Source organism: Roseovarius sp. EC-HK134 (genome assembly GCF_902498815.1).
GTDB lineage: Bacteria > Pseudomonadota > Alphaproteobacteria > Rhodobacterales > Rhodobacteraceae > Roseovarius > Roseovarius mucosus_A.
On the sequence record NZ_LR701544.1, the window covers coordinates 2,587,415 to 2,605,384 of the forward strand.

A 17,970-nucleotide genomic window follows, 5' to 3' on the forward strand; every position below is an offset into this window, starting at 1 on the left:
CATGCGGCTGGGGTTTCTGGGTACCGGCACCATTTCCGAGGCGGTGGTGCGGGCGCTGGCCCCTGAGGGGCATGAGATCGCGGTATCAGAGCGCAATGCTGGGCGAGCGGCGCGGCTGGCGGGGGATTTTGCCAATGTGACCGTCGCGTCCAATCAGCCTGTGGTGGACGCGAGCGAGGTCGTGTTTCTTGGGCTTATGGCGGAGCTTGCGGCAGAGGTTTTGGGAACGCTGCGGTTCCGGGCAGATCAGCGGGTGGTGTCCTTTATGGCGGGGATGCCGCTGGAAGAGGTGGCGGCGTTGGTGGCCCCGGCGCGGGCCGAGGCGGTGATGCTGCCCTATCCGGGGATTGCGCAGGGTGGATCACCCATTCTGGCGCTGGGTAAGGTTGCGGTGATCGAGGCGCTTTTTGCGCCTGCCAACACGGTTTACAGCTTGCGCGACCGGGCGGAGTTGGAGGCGTATCTATGTGCGCAAGCGGTGTTGTCGCCCGCGGTGCAGATGGTCCGCGGCGCGGCGGAGTGGCTGGGCGGGGGCGAGGCGTTTCTGCGGCATCTGGTGGGAAGCAGCCTGATGAGCGGGGCGTGTCAGCCGATGCTGGACGCGCTCAACACGGAGGGCGGATATAATCAGCGCCTCAGGCAGCATATGGAGGGGGCGGGGATGCGTGCGGCGTTGAGCGAGGGTCTGGACCGTTTGGCGGACAAGGGATGAGTGCGTTTTCGCATGTGTTTCGCCCTGCTGTGCTGGCGGGGCATACCCTGCGCAACCGGGTGGTGTTTGGGGCGCATACGACGAATATGGCCGAGGACGGTCTGCCGGGCGCGCGGCATATTGCCTATTACGAAGAGCGGGCCATTGGCGGGGCTGCGATGATTGTCGTTGAGCCGATGCCGGTGCATCGCACCGCCGTGTTGACGCGGGGCAATTTCCGGCATTCCTCGGATGAGGTGATCCCGGCCTTTGCCAAGCTGACGCAGGCTGTCAAACGGCATGGCGCGGTGGTGGTGCAGCAGCTTTATCACGTGGGCGCGCATGGCGATCAGGACAATAGCTGGCACGCGGCATGGTCGCCCTCGGGCGGGCCAAGCTGGCATGACAGTGACGGCAGTCACGAGATGAGCGGCGCGGAAATCGAGGAAATCATTGAGAGCTTTGTAGCGGCGGCGCTGCGCTGTCAGAAAGCCGGGTTTGACGGGGTCGAGGTCTGGGCCGCCTATCATTGTCTGCTGGATCAGTTCTGGACGCCGATGTCGAACACGCGGGACGATGAGTGGGGCGGCAGCCTTGAGAACCGCACGCGGTTTTCGCGCGAAATCCTGCGCAGGGTGCGGGCGGCCTGTGGGCCGGGGTTTATTGTCGGACTGTCGGTGAGTGATGGTTCGACCGTCGAGGCGACGCTGGGGCATGAGGCCATGGCGGAGGTTGTGGCGTTGCATGATGCCGAAGGGTTGATGGATTATGTGACCTGCGGGTCAGGCAGCTATCTGGATTATCATCCCTTGATGCCGACATTTCTATATCCTGAAAAGCTGGGGGTTGATCTGGCGGCGCGGCTAAAGGGCGTGGTGCGACATGCCTTGGTGACGGCGGAAAGCCATATTCGCACGCCCGAGAATGCCAATACGGTGCTGGGCGCACGCGAGGCCGACATGGTCTCGATCGTGCGCGGGCAGATTGCCGATCCACATCTGGTGGCCAAGGCCGAAGCGGGGCGCCCCGAAGATGTGCGGGGCTGCATTTCGTGCAATCAGCAATGCTGGGGGCGGCGTAGCCGGGACTACTGGATTTCCTGCCTGATCAACCCGTCGGTGGGATGGGAGCATCAATGGGGCGGTGATCGGTTCCGCCCGGCGGAGCAGGTCCGTACTGTGCTGGTTGTGGGCGCTGGGCCTGCGGGGCTGGAGGCCGCGCGGGTGGCGGCAGAGCGCGGGCACCGGGTGTGTCTGCATGAGGCCGGGCCGGAGTTGGGCGGGCAGTTCCGGTTGGCGGGGCTGCAGCCAAGGCGGGCGCAGATCTTGGACCTGCTGGGCTGGTATGCGCGGCAGTTGGAGCGCTTGGGCGTCGAGATGCACTTTAACAGCTATCTGGACGCGGGCGAGATTGCTGCGATGGGGGCGGATCAGGTGATCCTCGCCACCGGGTCTTTGCCAGCGGGCACCGGGTTTCAAAAGGCGATACCGCAGGTCGCGGAATTGCCCGGCCTTGATGGGAATGTCTGGCCGGTCGAGGATGTGATGCGGCGCGCGGCGCGGCTGGGGCCCCGGGTGATCGTGCTGGATGAGGGCGGCAATTGGCGGGGGGGTGGCACCGCCTGGCATCTGGCCGAGGCGGGGCATCAGGTGGTGATCGTGACGCCACAGGCTATTGTCGGGCGCGAATTGGAGCGGTCTGCCGCCGATGTGCCGCTCAGGCGGCGTCTGGCGGCGCTGGGCGTGCGGTTTTTGACCGAGAGCGCCATCACTGGCTGGCAGAACGGCGGGGCCGAGGTGGTGGACCTTTTGACCGGCGCGCGGTCTCATGTGGCGGCGGATAGTCTGGTGTTGGCGACGACCAATCGGGCGGATGTGAGCTTGCGTCAAGGACTGGCTGATCTGGGCATTTCGGCGGCGCTGATTGGCGATGCCCATGCCCCACGGCTGGCGGCGCAGGCGTTTCACGATGGGCGCAAACTGGCGCTTAGCCTGTGAGGTCAAGAGCCTTGTAAGGAGAGCGGCCGCGACATACGATCCGAGCAAAAGGGAGGAAGAGCGCGGCGGCGGTTGCCGGTGCTCTTGCGGTATGCTCAAGCCGTTGGGTCGACATGGAATTTCTGGAGTATTCGCATAATCTCTGGTTGGTCGTTGCGTCACTGAGCGTGTCGCTTGTGGCAGCCTTTACCGGGTTTTCGCTGACCCGTGGCATTGCGGCGCAACCCGTAGCGATGCGTAAACTTTCCGTGACCTTGGCGGCGATTGCGCTGGGCGGTGGCATCTGGTCGATGCATTTCGTGGCGATGCTGGGGCTGCAACTGCCGATCCCGATTTATTACGATGCGATGATCACGCTGGGATCGGCGCTGATTGCAATCCTGATGGTAGGGGCGGCGCTGCTGCTCTTGCATTTCTACCCGCGCACGCGGGCGAGCCTGACGGCGGCGGGCTGTGTCATCGGTCTTGGTATTGTGGCGATGCATTATCTGGGAATGTCTGGGCTACAGCTTTGCCGGGCGGTTTACACGCTGCCGGGGGTGGTGTTTGCGGTGCTGGCGGCCTGTGGGCTGAGCGTGGCGGCGATTTGGGTGGCCTATGGTCAGCGGCGGCCACGCAATATTCTGCTGGGCACATTGGCGTTTGGCTTTGCCGTGTTCCTTGTGCATTTCGCGGCGGTGTTCGGCACACGGTTTGTGGCAGTGCCAACGGCGCAGGAGATTGGCCCGTTGATGGGCAATGAGGTTTTGGCGCTGGGGGTGCTGGTCAGTTCGTTTGTTCTGTGCGGGGCGTTCTTGCTGACGGGGGTCACGTTTCTGGCGCAGGGGGCCAAAGTGGAGGGGGCTTTGCCTGTTGAGGCAGAGGTCAAACCCGTCCAAGTCTTGCAGCGCATTCCCTATGAGCACCACGGGCAGACCCATTTCATCGATGCGCGTGATGTGGCGTTTTTGCGGGCCGAGGGGCATTACACGCTGCTCTATACCGGGGCCAACAAGCATTTTTGCACGTGGTCAATCACCGAGGCCGAGCGGCGGTTGAGCCCCGGTCCGTTCCTTAAGGTGCATCGTAGCTATCTGGTCAATCCGGCGCATGTCTCGCATTTCGAGCGGCGTAAGGACAATGGGCTGTGCTATTTTCGCCTTGGCGGGCAAGACGTTACCACCCCTGTCAGCCGTTCGCGTCTGGCGGAGTTGCGCGAGGCTTTGGGGGTCTGAGCGCTGGCCCGCTCGGTCTGGTTTACTTTCCTTAAACCTTTGACGGTCTGATGCCTCTCAAGCGGGCAAGAGGCCCGGCGTCAGCGGGATCAAGGAGAGTAACGCGATGATACTGGATTTTTTCCGGCAAGGGGGCGGTGCCCCCGACGCGGCACCCGAACAAAAGGCAAGCGCGGCTGGCCGTGTGATGGCGTGGCATGGCGCGGGGCGTGTGGCCTGGAGCCCGCGCGATACCGTCAGCCTGACGCGCACCGGGTTTTCGGGAAATCCGGTGGGGTTTCGTTGTGTGAAGATGATTGCTGAGGCGGCGGCGGCGCTGCCGCTGGTGTTGCAGAATTCTGAGCAGCGCTTTGCCGTCCATCCGGTGCTGAGCCTGATCAAATGCCCCAATCCGGCGCAGGGGCGGGCGGAGCTTTTTGAGGCGCTTTTTGGCCAGCTTTTGTTGACAGGCAATGCCTATATCGAGGCGGTGGGCGCGGGGGGCATGCCGTTGGAACTGCATGTGCTGCGCTCTGACCGGATGAGCGTGGTGCCGGGGGCGGATGGCTGGCCCGTGGCCTATGAATATGCCGTGGCGGGCCGCAAGCATCGGTTCGATGTGCGCGAGGGCGTTCCTTGCGTCTGTCATATCAAGACCTTTCACCCTCAGGACGACCATTATGGGCTGTCGCCATTGCAGGCGGCGGCGCAGGCGGTGGATGTGCATAATTCGGCAAGCCGCTGGTCGAAGGCGCTTTTGGACAATGCGGCGCGCCCCTCGGGTGCGATTGTCTATAAGGGGCCGGAGGGACAGGGGGCGATGTCTGGCGATCAATATGACCGGCTGGTCAGCGAGATGGAGGCGCATCATCAGGGCGCGCGCAATGCCGGGCGGCCGATGCTGTTAGAGGGCGGGCTGGATTGGAAGCCGATGGGGTTCAGCCCATCGGACATGGAATTCCAGAAGACCAAGGAGAGCGCGGCGCGCGAGATTGCGCTGGCCTTTGGCGTGCCGCCGATGCTGCTCGGTATTCCCGGCGATGCGACATTCGCGAATTATCAGGAGGCCAACCGTGCGTTTTATCGGCTGACGGTGTTGCCTTTGGCCATGCGGGTGGCTGCGACGGTATCGGCCTGGCTGGGGCGGATGAGCGGTGAGGCGTTGGATCTTGTCCCCGATCTGGATCAGGTGCCGGCGCTGGCAGCGGAGCGTGATGCGCAATGGGCACGGGTGAGTGGGGCAGACTTTCTGAGCGATGGAGAAAAGCGCAGCCTTTTGGGCCTGCCTGCACTGGCGGTGGAGGAGGTCAATGGCTGAGCGGGGAGTGCCGCCGCCGCGCTATGGGTTCGAGGCGTTCGACTGTGCGCCGGGGCTGCGAATGGAGGCGCATGAGCGGGTTTCAGAGTTTCAGACCCGCGCGATGACCGAGCGGTTGGAGCGCACCGAGGCGGCCTTGGAGCGGCTGGAGCGGCGATTGTGGCTGGCGGTTTACGGTGTGGTGGCAGCGATCCTCGCGCAGGCGTTTCAGCCGCTTTTGGCGGTATTGCCGGGATAAGGCAGAGCGAAAGGATGAGACGGATGGACATGGATACAGGGCTGGAACGCAAATTCGCGCGTCTGGATGGGGCGGTGCTGAGCGTGAGCGAGGCCGGGCAGATCGAGGGCTACGCCAGCCTGTTCGGCGCGCCCGACCAAGGGGGCGATATTGTCGAGCGGGGGGCCTATGCGGCCTCTCTCGGGCGGCTGGCCAAGGAGGGGCGGCGCGTCAAGATGCTGTGGCAGCATGATCCGGCGCAACCGATCGGCATCTGGGATGAGGTGCGCGAGGATGCGCGGGGTCTGTGGGTCAAGGGGCGGCTTTTGGAGAGTGTCGCGCGTGCGCGTGAGGCGGCAGCGCTGATCGCGGCGGGGGCGATTGATGGCCTCAGCATTGGATACCGGACGCTGCGCGCGGTGAAGAATGACAAGGGCCAGCGGCTCTTGACGGAACTGGAGCTGTGGGAAGTGTCGCTGGTGACCTTCCCGATGCTGCCCAGTGCGCGGGTGACGGCCAAGGGCGATGCCCCCGAGGCCCAAGCCCTGCGCGAGATGGCGGCGGCGTTCGACGCGGCCCGCCGGGAGATGGCGCAGGTGTAGCGCCCGAGCGAGGACCCAAACCTGAAGGATGGAATGATGATGACCCAAGCAAAGGCTCGGGCCGGGGAAGATCTGTCTCCGGTGGCCGAGGTGAAATCCGCAGTGGCGGGGTTTCTGAGCGAATTCAGCGGCTTTCGAGCCGAAATTCACAACCGACTGCAACAGCAAGAAGAGAAAATGACCATGTTTGAACGCAAATCCATCGCGCTTGCGCGTCCGCATCTGGCGGCCAGTTCTGACGGCTCTGCGCCGCATCGCAAGGCGTTTGACGCCTATCTGCGCGGTGGCGACGATGACGGGCTGCGCGGCCTCGAATTGGAGGGCAAGGCGCTGAACACCGCCATCGCGGGGGAGGGCGGCTATCTGGTCGACCCGCAAACCGCCGAGACGATCCGCTCGGTTCTGAGGTCCACCGCGTCGATCCGGGCGGTTGCCAATGTGGTGGCGGTCGAGGCCACCAGCTTTGATGTGCTGGTGGATCACACCGATGTGGGCCATGGCTGGGCCACGGAAAGCGGCACAGTGTCCGAGAGCGATACGCCGGTGATCGACCGCATCAGTATCCCGCTACATGAGTTGAGCGCGTTGCCCAAGGCCAGCCAGCGGTTGCTGGATGACAGCGCCTTTGACGTCGAGGGCTGGCTGGCAGGGCGCATCGCCGACAAGTTCGCGCGCGCCGAGGCGGCGGCGTTCGTTGCGGGCGATGGGGTGGACAAGCCGCGCGGGTTCCTGACGCATCCGAATGTGGACAATGATGTCTGGGTCTGGGGCAATCTTGGCTATGTGCCCACCGGTGTTGCGGGCGCGATTTCGGGGCCTGATCCGATTGTTGATCTGGTCTATGCCTTGGGCGCGCAGTACCGGGCGAACGGCACCTTCGTGATGAATTCCAAAACCGCAGGCACCATTCGCAAGATGAAGGATGCCGATGGGCGGTTTCTGTGGTCGGACGGTCTGGCCGCCGGAGAACCTGCGCGGCTGATGGGTTACCCGGTGCTGATCGCCGAGGATATGCCCGATATCGCGACCGGGGCCAATGCTATCGCCTTTGGGGATTTCCATGCCGGTTACACGGTGGCCGAGCGCCCGGATTTGCGGGTGTTGCGTGATCCCTACAGCGCCAAGCCGCATGTCCTGTTCTACGCGACCAAGCGAGTGGGCGGCGATGTGTCCGATTTCAAGGCGATCAAGCTTTTGAAGTTTGCCGTTTCCTGAGGACGCGGCGACGGGGCGGGGGTGATCCCCTCGCCCCGGGGCGCGTGCTGTTCGGGCGAGGCGTTGTCCAACTGTCCCCTCCGTCCGTGCAACGCGGAATGGCGCGCGCCTGAACCACCGGAGGGGTCCGGGATAAATGGAGTAGGTCCATGATGTTAATCGAAGAAACTGCGGTGCCCCTGGCCGCGCTGCCGCTGGCGGAGTTCAAGGCGCATCTGCGGTTGGGCACGGGCTTTGCCGATGACGATATCCAGGACCCGGTTCTGGAAAGTTTTCTGCGTGCGTCGCTGGCGGCCATCGAGGGGCGCACCGGTAAGGTCTTGCTGGAGCGCGAATTTTCTTGGGCGGTGCATCACTGGAGGGATGCGACAGGCCAGGCCTTGCCGGTGGCACCCGTGCGGGCGCTGCTGAGCCTTGGGTTGCGCAACCGGGCGGATGAGGTCGAGGTGATTGACCCCGCGCATTACCGGCTGGAGCAGGATGTGCATCGGCCTGTGCTGCGGCCTGTGGGCACGTTCCTGCCCGTGATTGTGCGCGGAGGTGTTGCAGAGGTTCGGTTTCGCGCGGGCTTTGGCGTGGGTTGGGGGGATTTGCCCGCAGATCTGGCGCAAGCCGTGTTGATGCTGGCGGCGCATTATTACGAGTACCGGCATGACCTGAGCCTGAGCAGCGGGTGCATGCCCTTTGGTGTGGCCAGCCTGATCGAGCGCTATCGCACGGTGCGGCTGTTGGGCGGGGGTGCCCGGTGATGGCGCGCCCGAGGCTGAACCGGCCCCTCGTGCTGGAGGCGGCGGTGCGTCTGTCCGACGGGGCGGGGGGTGTCACGGAAGTCTGGGAGGTGCGCGGCACGCTTTGGGCTGAGGTTGCCGCGCGCACGGCCCGAGAGGCGGAGGGGGGCGGCGCGGCTGTGGCGCGCGCCGCCTATCGGATCACGGTGCGCGCTGCACCGCAGGGGGCAGCGTCGCGACCAGAGGCCGGAAACCGATTGCGCGATGGTGCGCGCGAATTCGCAATCCTGTCGGTCACAGAGGCGGATATGGGCGGGCGATACCTGTCTCTCTGGGCGCAAGAGGAGGTGGTGCCATGAGCTATGCGATGGCGGCAGGATTACAGGCGGCGGTGTATCACAGGCTGGTGCAGGATGTGGCATTAAGCGCGCTGGTGGGCGGTGCGATTCATGATGCGCTGCCGCCGGGCCGGGTGCCGCCGCTCTATGTGATGCTTGGCCCTGAGGAGGTTCGCGCACGTGGCGATGGCAGCGCTGGCGGGGCTTGGCACCGCTTCACCGTCACCGTTGTCAGCGAGAGTGGCGGGTTTCAAGAGGCCAAGGCCGTGGCGGGTGCTGTCAGCGATGCGCTGCTGGATGCTGACTTAACGCTGACCCGCGGGCGGGTGAGCGGCCTTAATTTCCTGCGTGCCCGCGCCCGGCGCGAAACGGCTGGGCAGGCGCGGCGGATCGAGCTGACCTTTCAGGCGCGCGTGGATGATGGCGCTTAACCTTTAAACTCTGGAGTGACGACAATGGCTGTACAGAATGGCAAGGATCTGCTGGTCAAGATTGACCTCAATGGCAGCGGCAACTTTCAGACGGTGGCGGGGCTACGGGCCACGCGCGTGAGTTTCAACGCCGAGAGCGTGGATGTGACCAGCCTTGAGTCGGCGGGCGGGTGGCGCGAATTGCTGGCGGGGGCGGGTGTTAAATCTGCAAGCATCAGCGGATCGGGTATTTTCCGCGATGCGACAAGCGATGCGCGGGCGCGGCAGATCTTCTTTGATGGGGAAATGCCGGATTTTCAGGTGGTGATCCCGGATTTTGGCACCATCGAGGGGCCCTTCCAAGTGACGGCGATCGAATATGGCGGCACCCATGATGGTGAGGCGACATATGAGTTGGCGCTCGCCTCGGCGGGGCAACTGACCTTTACGGTGCTGTGATCCGATGGCCAACCCTTGGGCAGGCGAGGTGGCGTTGGTGATCGGCGGAGAGCGGCAGGTGATGCGCCTTACGCTGGGCGCGCTGGCCGAGTTGGAGGCGGGGTTGGCGAGCGGTTCGCTTGTCGATCTGGTGGCGCGGTTCGAAGGGGGCGCGTTTTCCACCCGCGATGTGCTTGCACTGATCGTGGCGGGGCTGCGTGGCGGTGGCTGGCGCGGATCGGCGGCGGATTTGCTGAGTGCCGACATCGAAGGCGGGCCGTTGGCGGCGGCGCGGGCGGCGGCAGAGCTTTTGGCGCGGGCCTTTGCCTTGCCAGAGGGGGCCGCATGAGCGGGCGGTTTGACTGGCCTGCGTTGATGCGCGCGGGGCTTCAGGGATTGGGCCTTAAACCAGCCGAGTTCTGGGCGCTGACGCCGGTCGAATTGCGCCTGATGCTGGGGGAGCGGCAGGGCGTGACCCCGATGGCGCGCGCTGGATTGGAGGCGCTCTTGCGCGCCTTTCCCGATGGAAAAGGAGAGATGAGCGATGGATGAGTTGGAGGCGCAGATTGCCGCCCTTGATGATGCAATGGGGCAGACGACCAGTATGGCGGCGGCCTTTGGCGCAGAACTGGCGCGGGTGCGGGGCGGCTTTGCCGGCGCCGAACAGGATGTGCAATCGCTGGAGCGGGGGTTGAGCCGGGGCCTGCGTGGGGCCATCCGGGGGGCTGTGGTTGATGGCGACGGCCTGTCGGACAGTTTGCGGCGGTTGGCCACGATCATGGTCAATACCGCATTCAACGACGCTGCACGTCCGGTGACGGATCAAATTGGTGGCCTGATTTCGCAGGGGATCGGCAGCTTGGTGGGGGGGCTATTCCCCTTTGCCAACGGGGCGTCGTTTTCGCAGGGGCGGGTGCAGCCCTTTGCCAATGGTGGCGTCGTGAATGGTCCGGTCATGTTTCCGATGCGGGGTGGCACCGGATTGATGGGCGAGGCTGGACCAGAGGCGATCATGCCGCTCAGTCGTGGCCCGGATGGGCGTTTGGGCGTGCGCGCGCAGGGCGGCGGGTCGGTAAGCGTGGTGATGAATATCCAGACCCCCGATGCCGAGGGGTTTCGCCGCTCGCAAGGGCAGATCGCGGCGCAATTGGGCCGCGTGATCGGGCGCGGCGGGCGCAATCGCTGAAAGGGAGTAGGACATGGGATTTCACGAGGTCAGATTTCCGGCAAGCCTGAGTTTCGGCTCGCTTGGCGGGCCGGAGCGGTTGACGGATATCGTCACGCTCGCCAACGGGTTCGAGGAGCGCAACACGCCTTGGGCGCAGGCGCGCAGACGCTATGATGCGGGTGTGGCGCTTCGGTCTCTGGACGATATCGAGGCGTTGATCGCGTTTTTCGAGGCGCGGCGCGGGCAGCTTTTTGGCTTTCGCTGGAAGGATTGGACTGATTTCAAATCGGGCCGGGCCAAGGCTGCGCCGGATTACCGGGATCAGGAAATTGGCGTTGGCGATGATGCGACTGTCGCCTTTCCGCTGGTCAAGTCCTATCGGTCAGGGGATCAGATCGTGCTGCGGCCAATTGTGAAGCCAGTCACGGGCACGGTGCGCCTGGGTCTTGATAATGTCGAGATGCAGGACGGCGTGCATTACACAGTTGATACCGCCACCGGGATTGTCACCTTTTCCGAGCCGCCCAATCGCGGCGTGCCGATCACGGCGGGATATGAATTTGATGTGCCTGTGCGGTTTGATACAGACCGCATTCAAACCAGCCTTGCCAGTTTTCAGGCGGGCGAGGTGCCCAATGTGCCGGTGGTGGAGATCCGAGTATGACGGGTCTGTTGGAGCATCTTGGCACAGGTGTGACCACCACCTGCCGCGCTTGGGCGCTGACGCGGCGTGACGGGGTGGTGATGGGGTTCACCGATCACGACCGGCTGTTGGCCTTTGAGGGAATTGCGTTTCGCCCCGACACCGGGTTGAGCGCCTTGGCCTTGCAGCAGACGACGGGGTTGTCGGTGGACAATACCGAAGCCTTGGGCGCGCTGAACGATGCCGCCATCCGTGAGGCGGATATCGAGGCGGGGCGCTACGACGGCGCGGAACTGCGCGCGTGGCTTGTGAACTGGCAGGATGTGGCGGCGCGGCGCCTGCTCTTTCGCGGCAGCATTGGCGAGTTGCGGCGTGCGGGCGGGGCGTTTGAGGCCGAGCTGCGCGGGCTGACCGACGCGCTCAACGTTCCCTTGGGGCGGGTCTATCAAAAGGCGTGCAGCGCCGTTCTGGGGGATCGCGATTGTCGCTTTGATCTGGATACGCCGGGGTATGTTTTAGAGCGGCCCGCCGAGGAGGTGGAGGAGAACCGCGTGTTTCGCTTTGCTGAGATGGGCGGGTTTGCCGAAGACTGGTTTCGCCATGGCGTGATCCGGGTTTTGAGCGGCGCGGCGGCGGGCTTGATCGGGTTGATCAAGCGAGACCGGACCGAAGGCACGGGGCGGGTGATCGAGCTTTGGCATCCTGTAGGGGCTAAGGTTATGCCCGGTGATGCGCTGCGGATTGAGGCTGGGTGCGACAAGCGTCGCGGAACTTGTCAGTTCAAGTTTGACAATCTTGTGAACTTTCAAGGGTTTCCGGACATCCCCGGAGATGACTGGACGATTACCGATCCCAGCAAGGCGCCGCGTCTGGATGGCGGGAGCCGCAGGTGAGCGGGCAGGGGGCGCGGATTGTGGCGACGGCGCGGGGCTGGATCGGCACGCCGTATCGGCATCAGGCGGCCTGTCGCGGGGCGGGCTGCGATTGTCTGGGGCTGGTGCGAGGGCTGTGGCGCGAGATGTGCGGTGCGGAGCCGGAACGCCCCCCCGCCTATTCGATGGATTGGTCAGAACCGGCGCGGCAAGAGGTGCTGTGGCAGGCGGCGGCGCGGCATTTGCTGGTGAAAGATTTGACCGAAGAGGCGGCAGGTGACGTGATCCTCTTTCGCATGCGTGAGGGGGCGGTTGCCAAACATCTGGGCGTGGTCGCGGAACTGGGCGCGCGCGCAAGTTTCATTCACGCCTATTCGGGGCATGGCGTGGTGGAGACCGCGCTGAGCGCGCCTTGGCGGCGGCGCATTGTGGCGCGATTTGCATTTCCCGAGGAGGGCTGAGACATGGCAACCATTCTGTTATCTGCGGCAGGGGCCGCGATTGGCGGGGCGGTGGGCGGCACCGCGCTTGGCCTGTCGTCCGTGGCGATTGGGCGCTTTGCCGGGGCGGTCATTGGCCGTTCGATTGACCAACGTCTGTTGGGCCAGGGATCGGAGGTGGTCGAGACGGGGCGCGTGAGCCGTCTGCGCCTGACTGGCGCGGGCGAGGGGGATGCCATCCCGCAGGTTTACGGGCGCATGCGCGTTGGCGGGCAGGTGATCTGGGCCACCGAGTTTCGCGAGAACGTGACCGTAACACAGGGCAGCCGGGGGGGCGGCAAGGGCAATCCGCGTCCCGCCACGCCAGACACGCGCGCGATCAGCTATTCGGTGAGCTTGGCGCTGGCGCTCTGTGAGGGGGAGATTACCCGCGTCGCACGGATCTGGGCGGATGGAACAGAGGTCGCCCCTACAAGCCTAAATATGCAGGTCTACAAGGGCGCGCGCGATCAATTGCCCGATCCCCGGATCGAGGCGGTCGAGGGGGCGGGCAATGTGCCCGCCTATCGTGGCACGGCCTATGTGGTGATCGAGGATCTCGATATTTCGCAGTTTGGCAATCGTGTGCCGCAGTTCAGTTTTGAGGTGTGTCGCCCGTCTCAGGCCGAGACGCCGGGTGCCGCGCTTGATCCGGTGCGGTCGGTGCGGGGCGTGGCGATGCTGCCGGGCACGGGCGAATATGCGCTGGCTACAACGCCGGTCACAATGAATTTCGGTCTGGGCGCAAACGGAATTGCCAATATCAACAGCCCCTCAGGGCGCTCGGATATGGCGACGGCGCTGGAGGCGCTGGTTGAGGAATTGCCAGCCTGCCGGGCCACCTCATTGATCGTGAGCTGGTTTGGCGACGATCTGCGCTGTGGAGTTTGCCAGATCAGGCCACGAGTAGAGCAAAAGCAATTCGAGGCGTCGAACATGCCGTGGCAGGTCGCTAGCCTAGGTCGTTCAGGGGCAGGTGAGGTGCCCAAGGATGCGCAGGGCCGCGAGGTTTATGGCGGCACGCCGACCGATCAGGCGGTGATCGAGGCCATTCTGGCGCTGCAACAAGCGGGGCAGGACGTGCTTTACTACCCGTTCATCCTGATGGAGCAGATGCCGGGCAACGGCCTGCCCGATCCGTGGAGCGGTGCCGAGGATCAGCCCATTCTGCCATGGCGCGGGCGGATCACCACATCCAAGGCGCCGGGGCAGGTTGGCAGCCCGGATCAGACGGCGGCGGCAGAGGCAGAGGTGGCGGCGTTTTTTGGCACCGCGCGCGCGGCGGATTTTACGGTGACACCGAGTGCGGCGCAGGTGGAGGAGGGCGCCGGAACCGGCGCGGTGGACATTCTGAGTTTTGGTGGTGCGCTCAAGCGCAGCCCGGTGGCCTATCACGGGCCGGATGAATGGTCTTATCGTCGCTTCATTCTGCATCAGGCGGCGCTTTGTGCGGCTGTGGGCGGGGTCGAGAGTTTCTGTATCGGGTCGGAAATGCGCGGCCTGACGCAGATCCGGGGCGCGAATAACAGCTTTCCGGCGGTGGTGCAGTTGATCGCCTTGGCGGCTGAGGTGCGCGCGCTGCTGGGACCGGAGGTCAAGATCAGCTATGCTGCGGATTGGTCTGAATATTTCGGCTATCAGCCGGGGAATGGCGATCGGTTCTTTCACCTCGATCCGCTGTGGGCGGATGCCAATATCAATTTTGTCGGGATCGACAATTACATGCCGCTCAGCGATTGGCGCGAGGGGGATGAGCACCTTGATGCGCGCGATTGGCCGTCGATCTATGATCTGGATTATCTGCAAGCCAATATCGAGGGCGGCGAGGGCTATGACTGGTTTTACCCCACGTCAGAGGCGCGCGCGGCGCAACGCCGGGTGCCGATCACCGATGACGCGTTCGGTGAGCCTTGGATCTGGCGGTTCAAGGACGTGCGCAACTGGTGGGAACACCGGCATTTCGAGCGGGTGGGGGGGCTGCGCGCGTCAGAGCCGACCGCCTGGGTGCCGCAATCGAAACCGATCCGGTTCACCGAATATGGCTGTGCGGCGGTGGACAAGGGCAGCAATGAACCCAACAAGTTTCTTGACCCCAAATCTTCTGAATCAAGTTTGCCCCGCCATTCAACAGGGCAGCGGGATGAGCTGATTCAGATGCAATATCTGCGCGCCATGGCCGCCTATTGGAATGATCCGGCGCGCAATCCGCAGTCCGAAGAATACGCGGGGCGAATGCTCGACATGGATCACGCCTATGTCTGGGCCTGGGATGCGCGGCCCTATCCCTATTTTCCGGGAAATCTCGAGCTTTGGTCAGATGGTGCGAACTATGCGCGCGGGCATTGGATCAATGGTCGGGTCAGCGGGCGTCGGCTGGCGGATGTCATGGTAGAAGTGGCGGCGCGGGCGGGTCTGCGTGATCTTGACACAAGCCGAACTGAGGGCTTTTTGCGCGGGTTTCTGGTGGATCAGGTGGGTGCAGCGCGCGCGACCTTGCAACCCTTGATGCTGGCCTATGGTCTGGATGCGATCGAGCGGCAAGGCGTGCTGCAATTTCGTGCACGCGATGGCCGGGCGGATCATGTGGTTGATCTTGATCTGGTGGTGCGCGATCCGGAATTGGGCGGCGTCATCGAGGAATTGCGCAGTAGCGATCTAGAGCTGGCGGGCCGGGTGCGGCTGCGGTTTCTGGAGGCGGATGCTGACTATGACGCGATTTCAGAAGAGGCCATTCTGCCCGACGAGGCGACCCATGCGGTGGCAGCCTCGGAAATGCCACTTGCGTTGACGCGTTCTGAGGGGCGGCAAGTGGTGGAGCGGTGGCTCTCGGAGGCGCGGGTGTCGGTGGACACGCTGCGCCTGACCTTGCCGCCGTCGCGGCTGGACGTTGGGGCAGGAGATGTCATTGCCCTGCCCAAGGGGGGGGATGGCGCGCGGTTCCGCATCGACCGGATCGAGCAGATGGGCAATGCGCAGCGTGTCGATGCGGTGCGGATCGACCCCGAGAGCTATCGGCCGATCCTGATTGAAGAGAACCCGGCGCGGCTGCGCCCCTTTGTGGCACCGGGACCGGTGACGCCGCTCTTTCTTGATCTGCCGCTCTTGACCGGTGATGAGGTGCCGCATGCGCCGCATATCGCGGTGCTGGCCAATCCCTGGCCCGGTACGGCGGCGGTTTACTCGTCCGCCGAGGATGCCGATTACCGGCTTAACACCCTGATTGCGGCACGCAGCACGGTGGGGGTGACGCAAACGCCGCTTTTGCCTGCGCCGATGGGACGGATCGACCGGGGGGATGGGCTATTCGTGCGGATGCGGTTCGGGACGCTGGAAAGCGTGGGAGATACGGCGCTTTTGAATGGCGGCAATCTTTGTGCCATTGGCGATGGCACCCCGGGGGGGTGGGAATTGTTCCAGTTCCGCGATGCAGAATTGGTGGCACCGGACACGTATATTCTGCGCCATCGGCTGCGGGGACAGTTGGGGACTGAAAGGGCTGGCGGTGGTGTCTGGCCTGCGGGATCGCTTGTCGTACGCCTGAATGGCGTGCCGCAGCAAATCGAGTTGACCGAGGCACAGCGCGGGCAAGCGCTGCATTACCGGATCGGGCCGGGGGGGCGACCCGTGGATGACCCGAGCTTTGCCCATGCCATTTTGGCCTTTGATGGGGTGGGCCTGCGACCCTATGCGCCGGTGCATCTGAGGTTCATGGAGGCGCAAGGAGATTTGACCGTGACGTGGATCAGGCGCACGCGGATTGGCGGGGATCGTTGGGATACGCCCGAGGTGCCGCTTGGCGAGGAGAGCGAGCGCTATCTCTTGCGGGTGATGCGAGGGGCGCAGGTCTTGCGCGAGGTCACTCTGGAAAGCTCGGATTGGGTTTATCAGCAAGCGGCACGCGTGGCCGATGGGGCAGATGCGGGCAAACGGATCGAAGTTGCTCAGCTCTCAGCGAGTTTCGGAGCCGGTACATTTGCAACTCGTCATCTCTGAGATGCCCAGTGTGTGTTTGCGTATTTGTAGAACGGTAAAGCAGGGGCGGGGAGTGATCCCGCCCCGTAAAAATCAGCTTGAGGTTTGTGGCACGCAGCTACTGGTCGCCGCATCCCATGCGGTGCCTGTAACGCAGGAAATCGCCTGTTTCTGTTTGCTGTAGTTACAGCCCCCCGTTGCCAAGGCAAGGCTGGGTGTCACGACAAGCGCGAGGGCGGCCAATCCGAATTTCAACTTCATCATATGTCTCCCTGTTGGACAGGGGTTCAGGCTATCACGATTCCCCGAAAACCCGCGCGAAAATCGTGTTCACATGCTTTGTATGATAGCCCAAGTCGAATTTTTCATCAATTTCCGCCGGGCTGAGGGCGGCAGTAACCTCTGCATCATTCAGCAACTCGGTTTTGAAGTCACAGCCGGTTTCCCAGACCTTGAGCGCGTTGCGCTGCACAAGGCGATAGGCATCCTCGCGGCTGACGCCGGCTTGGGTCAGGGCCAATAGAACGCGCTGCGACATCACAAGGCCGGGAAACTTGTTCATATTGGCCATCATGTTGTCAGGGTAGACCAAGAGCTTGTCGATGACATTGGTCAGACGTGCGAGGGCGAAATCGAGGGTGATGGTGGCATCCGGGCCAATCATGCGCTCGACCGAGCTGTGCGAGATGTCGCGTTCATGCCAGAGGGCCACGTTTTCCATCGCGGGCACCACAGCCATGCGGACGAGACGGGCGAGGCCGGTGAGGTTTTCAGTCAGCACCGGGTTCTTCTTGTGTGGCATGGCGGAAGAGCCCTTTTGCCCCATCGAGAAAAACTCGGCCGCTTCCAGAACTTCGGTGCGCTGCATGTGACGGATTTCGATGGCGACATTTTCGATGCTGCTGGCCACGACACCAAGAGCGGCAAAAAACGCCGCGTGGCGATCGCGCGGGATCACTTGGGTGCTGATTGGCTCTGGCGTCAGGCCAAGTTGGGCGCAGACATGCTCTTCGACGCGCGGATCAACATTGGCAAATGTGCCGACGGCACCGGAAATCGCCCCTGTCGCGATCTCTTCGCGGGCGGTGTGTAGGCGGCGCAGGTTGCGCTGCATCTCGGCGTAGAAACGGGCAAAGGTCAGCCCCATGGTGGTGGGCTCTGCGTGGATCCCATGGCTGCGGCCGATGCGCAGGGTATCCTTATGTTCGAATGCGCGACGCTTGAGGGCGGCCAAAAGCCCCTCCATATCCGCAATCAGGATGTCGGCGGCACGGGTCAGCTGGATGTTGAAACAGGTATCAAGCACGTCCGAGGAGGTCATGCCCTGATGCACAAAACGCGCCTCATCGCTGCCTACATGCTCTGCCAGATGGGTGAGAAAGGCGATGACGTCATGCTTGGTCTCGGCCTCGATCTCGTCGATGCGGGCGACGTTGAACTCCACGTCCTTGGCTTTCCAGACCGCTTGGGCATTCTCACGCGGGATGACGCCCAGATCGGCCATGGCATCACAGGCATGGGCCTCGATCTCGAACCAGATGCGGAATTTGGTGGCAGGTTCCCAGATGGCGACCATGTCGGGACGGGAATAACGAGGTATCATGCGGCGATCCTTGAGCAGACTAAGGGGATTTGCCGCGCTTGTAGTCGCAAGAGGGGGGCGCGGCAAGCCGCGCTGCGGCCCCTTGG

General features: G+C 63.7%; 20 protein-coding genes. 18 read left to right on the plus strand and 2 right to left on the minus strand.

Features of this window, described 5'->3' with window-relative positions:
- The first annotated feature begins 1 nt into the window (after position 1).
- The 18 genes from GC127_RS16425 to GC127_RS16510 all read left to right on the plus strand — a co-directional run bounded on the left by GC127_RS16425 (position 2) and on the right by GC127_RS16510 (position 16,302).
- The gene (locus GC127_RS16425; protein ID WP_151979036.1) at positions 2 to 712 is read left to right on the plus strand and encodes an NAD(P)-binding domain-containing protein; all 711 of its coding nucleotides are present in this window, start codon (positions 2 to 4) and stop codon (positions 710 to 712) included.
- Positions 709 to 2,688: an FAD-dependent oxidoreductase gene (locus GC127_RS16430; RefSeq protein ID WP_151979037.1), complete on the plus strand. Its 1,980-nt coding sequence runs from the start codon at positions 709 to 711 to the stop codon at positions 2,686 to 2,688. Before GC127_RS16425 ends, GC127_RS16430 begins: the two co-directional genes overlap by 4 nt.
- Before the next feature lie 113 nt (positions 2,689 to 2,801).
- Positions 2,802 to 3,902 carry an MHYT domain-containing protein gene (locus tag GC127_RS16435; RefSeq protein ID WP_151979038.1) on the plus strand — a complete coding sequence of 367 codons (1,101 nt, stop codon included), beginning with the start codon at positions 2,802 to 2,804 and terminating at the stop codon, positions 3,900 to 3,902.
- 106 nt (positions 3,903 to 4,008) lie between these two features.
- On the plus strand, positions 4,009 to 5,199 hold the full coding sequence (locus tag GC127_RS16440; protein WP_151979039.1) for a phage portal protein: 1,191 nt from the start codon (positions 4,009 to 4,011) through the stop codon (positions 5,197 to 5,199).
- Positions 5,192 to 5,437 carry a hypothetical protein gene (locus tag GC127_RS16445; protein ID WP_008282348.1) on the plus strand — a complete coding sequence of 82 codons (246 nt, stop codon included), beginning with the start codon at positions 5,192 to 5,194 and terminating at the stop codon, positions 5,435 to 5,437. Before GC127_RS16440 ends, GC127_RS16445 begins: the two co-directional genes overlap by 8 nt.
- A gap of 23 nt (positions 5,438 to 5,460) precedes the next feature.
- The gene (locus GC127_RS16450; RefSeq protein WP_008282347.1) at positions 5,461 to 6,018 is read left to right on the plus strand and encodes an HK97 family phage prohead protease; all 558 of its coding nucleotides are present in this window, start codon (positions 5,461 to 5,463) and stop codon (positions 6,016 to 6,018) included.
- A 33-nt stretch (positions 6,019 to 6,051) separates the two neighbouring features.
- Complete coding sequence (locus GC127_RS16455) at positions 6,052 to 7,233, plus strand: phage major capsid protein (protein WP_008282346.1); 1,182 nt, start codon at positions 6,052 to 6,054, stop codon at positions 7,231 to 7,233.
- 149 nt (positions 7,234 to 7,382) lie between these two features.
- On the plus strand, positions 7,383 to 7,982 hold the full coding sequence (locus GC127_RS16460) for a phage head-tail connector protein (protein ID WP_081506437.1): 600 nt from the start codon (positions 7,383 to 7,385) through the stop codon (positions 7,980 to 7,982).
- The gene (locus tag GC127_RS16465) at positions 7,982 to 8,320 is read left to right on the plus strand and encodes a head-tail adaptor protein (RefSeq protein WP_151979040.1); all 339 of its coding nucleotides are present in this window, start codon (positions 7,982 to 7,984) and stop codon (positions 8,318 to 8,320) included. Before GC127_RS16460 ends, GC127_RS16465 begins: the two co-directional genes overlap by 1 nt.
- Positions 8,317 to 8,730 carry a DUF3168 domain-containing protein gene (locus GC127_RS16470; protein ID WP_151979041.1) on the plus strand — a complete coding sequence of 138 codons (414 nt, stop codon included), beginning with the start codon at positions 8,317 to 8,319 and terminating at the stop codon, positions 8,728 to 8,730. The genes GC127_RS16465 and GC127_RS16470 overlap by 4 nt, the downstream gene beginning before the upstream one ends.
- Before the next feature lie 24 nt (positions 8,731 to 8,754).
- A complete protein-coding gene (locus GC127_RS16475; RefSeq protein WP_008282342.1) occupies positions 8,755 to 9,168 on the plus strand; it encodes a phage major tail protein, TP901-1 family in 414 nt (137 codons plus the stop codon).
- Between the two features lie 4 nt (positions 9,169 to 9,172).
- Entirely contained in the window at positions 9,173 to 9,496 is a 324-nt protein-coding gene (locus GC127_RS16480) for a gene transfer agent family protein (protein WP_008282341.1), read from the plus strand.
- Positions 9,493 to 9,699, plus strand: coding sequence for a rcc01693 family protein (locus GC127_RS16485; protein WP_008282340.1), 207 nt, complete (start codon positions 9,493 to 9,495; stop codon positions 9,697 to 9,699). Before GC127_RS16480 ends, GC127_RS16485 begins: the two co-directional genes overlap by 4 nt.
- Entirely contained in the window at positions 9,692 to 10,333 is a 642-nt protein-coding gene (locus tag GC127_RS16490; protein WP_151979042.1) for a phage tail tape measure protein, read from the plus strand. Before GC127_RS16485 ends, GC127_RS16490 begins: the two co-directional genes overlap by 8 nt.
- Positions 10,334 to 10,346: 13 nt before the next feature.
- Positions 10,347 to 10,979 (plus strand): DUF2460 domain-containing protein, encoded by a 633-nt coding sequence (locus tag GC127_RS16495; protein WP_151979043.1) that lies wholly within the window; start codon positions 10,347 to 10,349, stop codon positions 10,977 to 10,979.
- Positions 10,976 to 11,851, plus strand: a complete 876-nt coding sequence (locus GC127_RS16500; RefSeq protein ID WP_151979044.1) for a DUF2163 domain-containing protein — start codon at positions 10,976 to 10,978, stop codon at positions 11,849 to 11,851. The genes GC127_RS16495 and GC127_RS16500 overlap by 4 nt, the downstream gene beginning before the upstream one ends.
- The gene (locus GC127_RS16505) at positions 11,848 to 12,291 is read left to right on the plus strand and encodes an NlpC/P60 family protein (RefSeq protein WP_151979045.1); all 444 of its coding nucleotides are present in this window, start codon (positions 11,848 to 11,850) and stop codon (positions 12,289 to 12,291) included. Before GC127_RS16500 ends, GC127_RS16505 begins: the two co-directional genes overlap by 4 nt.
- A 3-nt stretch (positions 12,292 to 12,294) precedes the next feature.
- Positions 12,295 to 16,302 carry a glycoside hydrolase/phage tail family protein gene (locus GC127_RS16510; RefSeq protein ID WP_151979046.1) on the plus strand — a complete coding sequence of 1,336 codons (4,008 nt, stop codon included), beginning with the start codon at positions 12,295 to 12,297 and terminating at the stop codon, positions 16,300 to 16,302.
- Positions 16,303 to 16,374: 72 nt separating this feature from the next.
- On the opposite strand, the gene GC127_RS22875 is transcribed toward GC127_RS16510, so the two are convergent.
- Complete coding sequence (locus GC127_RS22875; RefSeq protein WP_157132423.1) at positions 16,375 to 16,542, minus strand: hypothetical protein; 168 nt, start codon at positions 16,540 to 16,542, stop codon at positions 16,375 to 16,377.
- A gap of 34 nt (positions 16,543 to 16,576) precedes the next feature.
- Entirely contained in the window at positions 16,577 to 17,884 is a 1,308-nt protein-coding gene (gene purB, locus GC127_RS16515) for an adenylosuccinate lyase (protein WP_151979047.1), read from the minus strand.
- Between the last annotated feature and the right edge of the window lie 86 nt (positions 17,885 to 17,970).

Excerpts from the sequence above, each read along its gene's own strand:
- GC127_RS16460 (WP_081506437.1), top strand. The coding sequence starts at position 7,383 with ATGATGTTAATCGAAGAAACTGCGGTGCCCCTGGCCGCGCTGCCGCTG.
- GC127_RS16495 (WP_151979043.1), top strand. The coding sequence starts at position 10,347 with ATGGGATTTCACGAGGTCAGATTTCCGGCAAGCCTGAGTTTCGGCTCG.
- GC127_RS16475 (WP_008282342.1), top strand. The coding sequence starts at position 8,755 with ATGGCTGTACAGAATGGCAAGGATCTGCTGGTCAAGATTGACCTCAAT.
- GC127_RS16500 (WP_151979044.1), top strand. The coding sequence starts at position 10,976 with ATGACGGGTCTGTTGGAGCATCTTGGCACAGGTGTGACCACCACCTGC.
- GC127_RS16480 (WP_008282341.1), top strand. The coding sequence starts at position 9,173 with ATGGCCAACCCTTGGGCAGGCGAGGTGGCGTTGGTGATCGGCGGAGAG.
- GC127_RS16440 (WP_151979039.1), top strand. The coding sequence starts at position 4,009 with ATGATACTGGATTTTTTCCGGCAAGGGGGCGGTGCCCCCGACGCGGCA.
- GC127_RS22875 (WP_157132423.1), bottom strand. The coding sequence starts at position 16,542 with ATGAAGTTGAAATTCGGATTGGCCGCCCTCGCGCTTGTCGTGACACCC.
- GC127_RS16490 (WP_151979042.1), top strand. The coding sequence starts at position 9,692 with ATGGATGAGTTGGAGGCGCAGATTGCCGCCCTTGATGATGCAATGGGG.
- GC127_RS16470 (WP_151979041.1), top strand. The coding sequence starts at position 8,317 with ATGAGCTATGCGATGGCGGCAGGATTACAGGCGGCGGTGTATCACAGG.
- GC127_RS16450 (WP_008282347.1), top strand. The coding sequence starts at position 5,461 with ATGGACATGGATACAGGGCTGGAACGCAAATTCGCGCGTCTGGATGGG.
- GC127_RS16485 (WP_008282340.1), top strand. The coding sequence starts at position 9,493 with ATGAGCGGGCGGTTTGACTGGCCTGCGTTGATGCGCGCGGGGCTTCAG.
- GC127_RS16510 (WP_151979046.1), top strand. The coding sequence starts at position 12,295 with ATGGCAACCATTCTGTTATCTGCGGCAGGGGCCGCGATTGGCGGGGCG.
- GC127_RS16455 (WP_008282346.1), top strand. The coding sequence starts at position 6,052 with ATGATGATGACCCAAGCAAAGGCTCGGGCCGGGGAAGATCTGTCTCCG.
- GC127_RS16430 (WP_151979037.1), top strand. The coding sequence starts at position 709 with ATGAGTGCGTTTTCGCATGTGTTTCGCCCTGCTGTGCTGGCGGGGCAT.
- GC127_RS16435 (WP_151979038.1), top strand. The coding sequence starts at position 2,802 with ATGGAATTTCTGGAGTATTCGCATAATCTCTGGTTGGTCGTTGCGTCA.
- GC127_RS16445 (WP_008282348.1), top strand. The coding sequence starts at position 5,192 with ATGGCTGAGCGGGGAGTGCCGCCGCCGCGCTATGGGTTCGAGGCGTTC.
- purB (WP_151979047.1), bottom strand. The coding sequence starts at position 17,884 with ATGATACCTCGTTATTCCCGTCCCGACATGGTCGCCATCTGGGAACCT.
- GC127_RS16425 (WP_151979036.1), top strand. The coding sequence starts at position 2 with ATGCGGCTGGGGTTTCTGGGTACCGGCACCATTTCCGAGGCGGTGGTG.
- GC127_RS16465 (WP_151979040.1), top strand. The coding sequence starts at position 7,982 with ATGGCGCGCCCGAGGCTGAACCGGCCCCTCGTGCTGGAGGCGGCGGTG.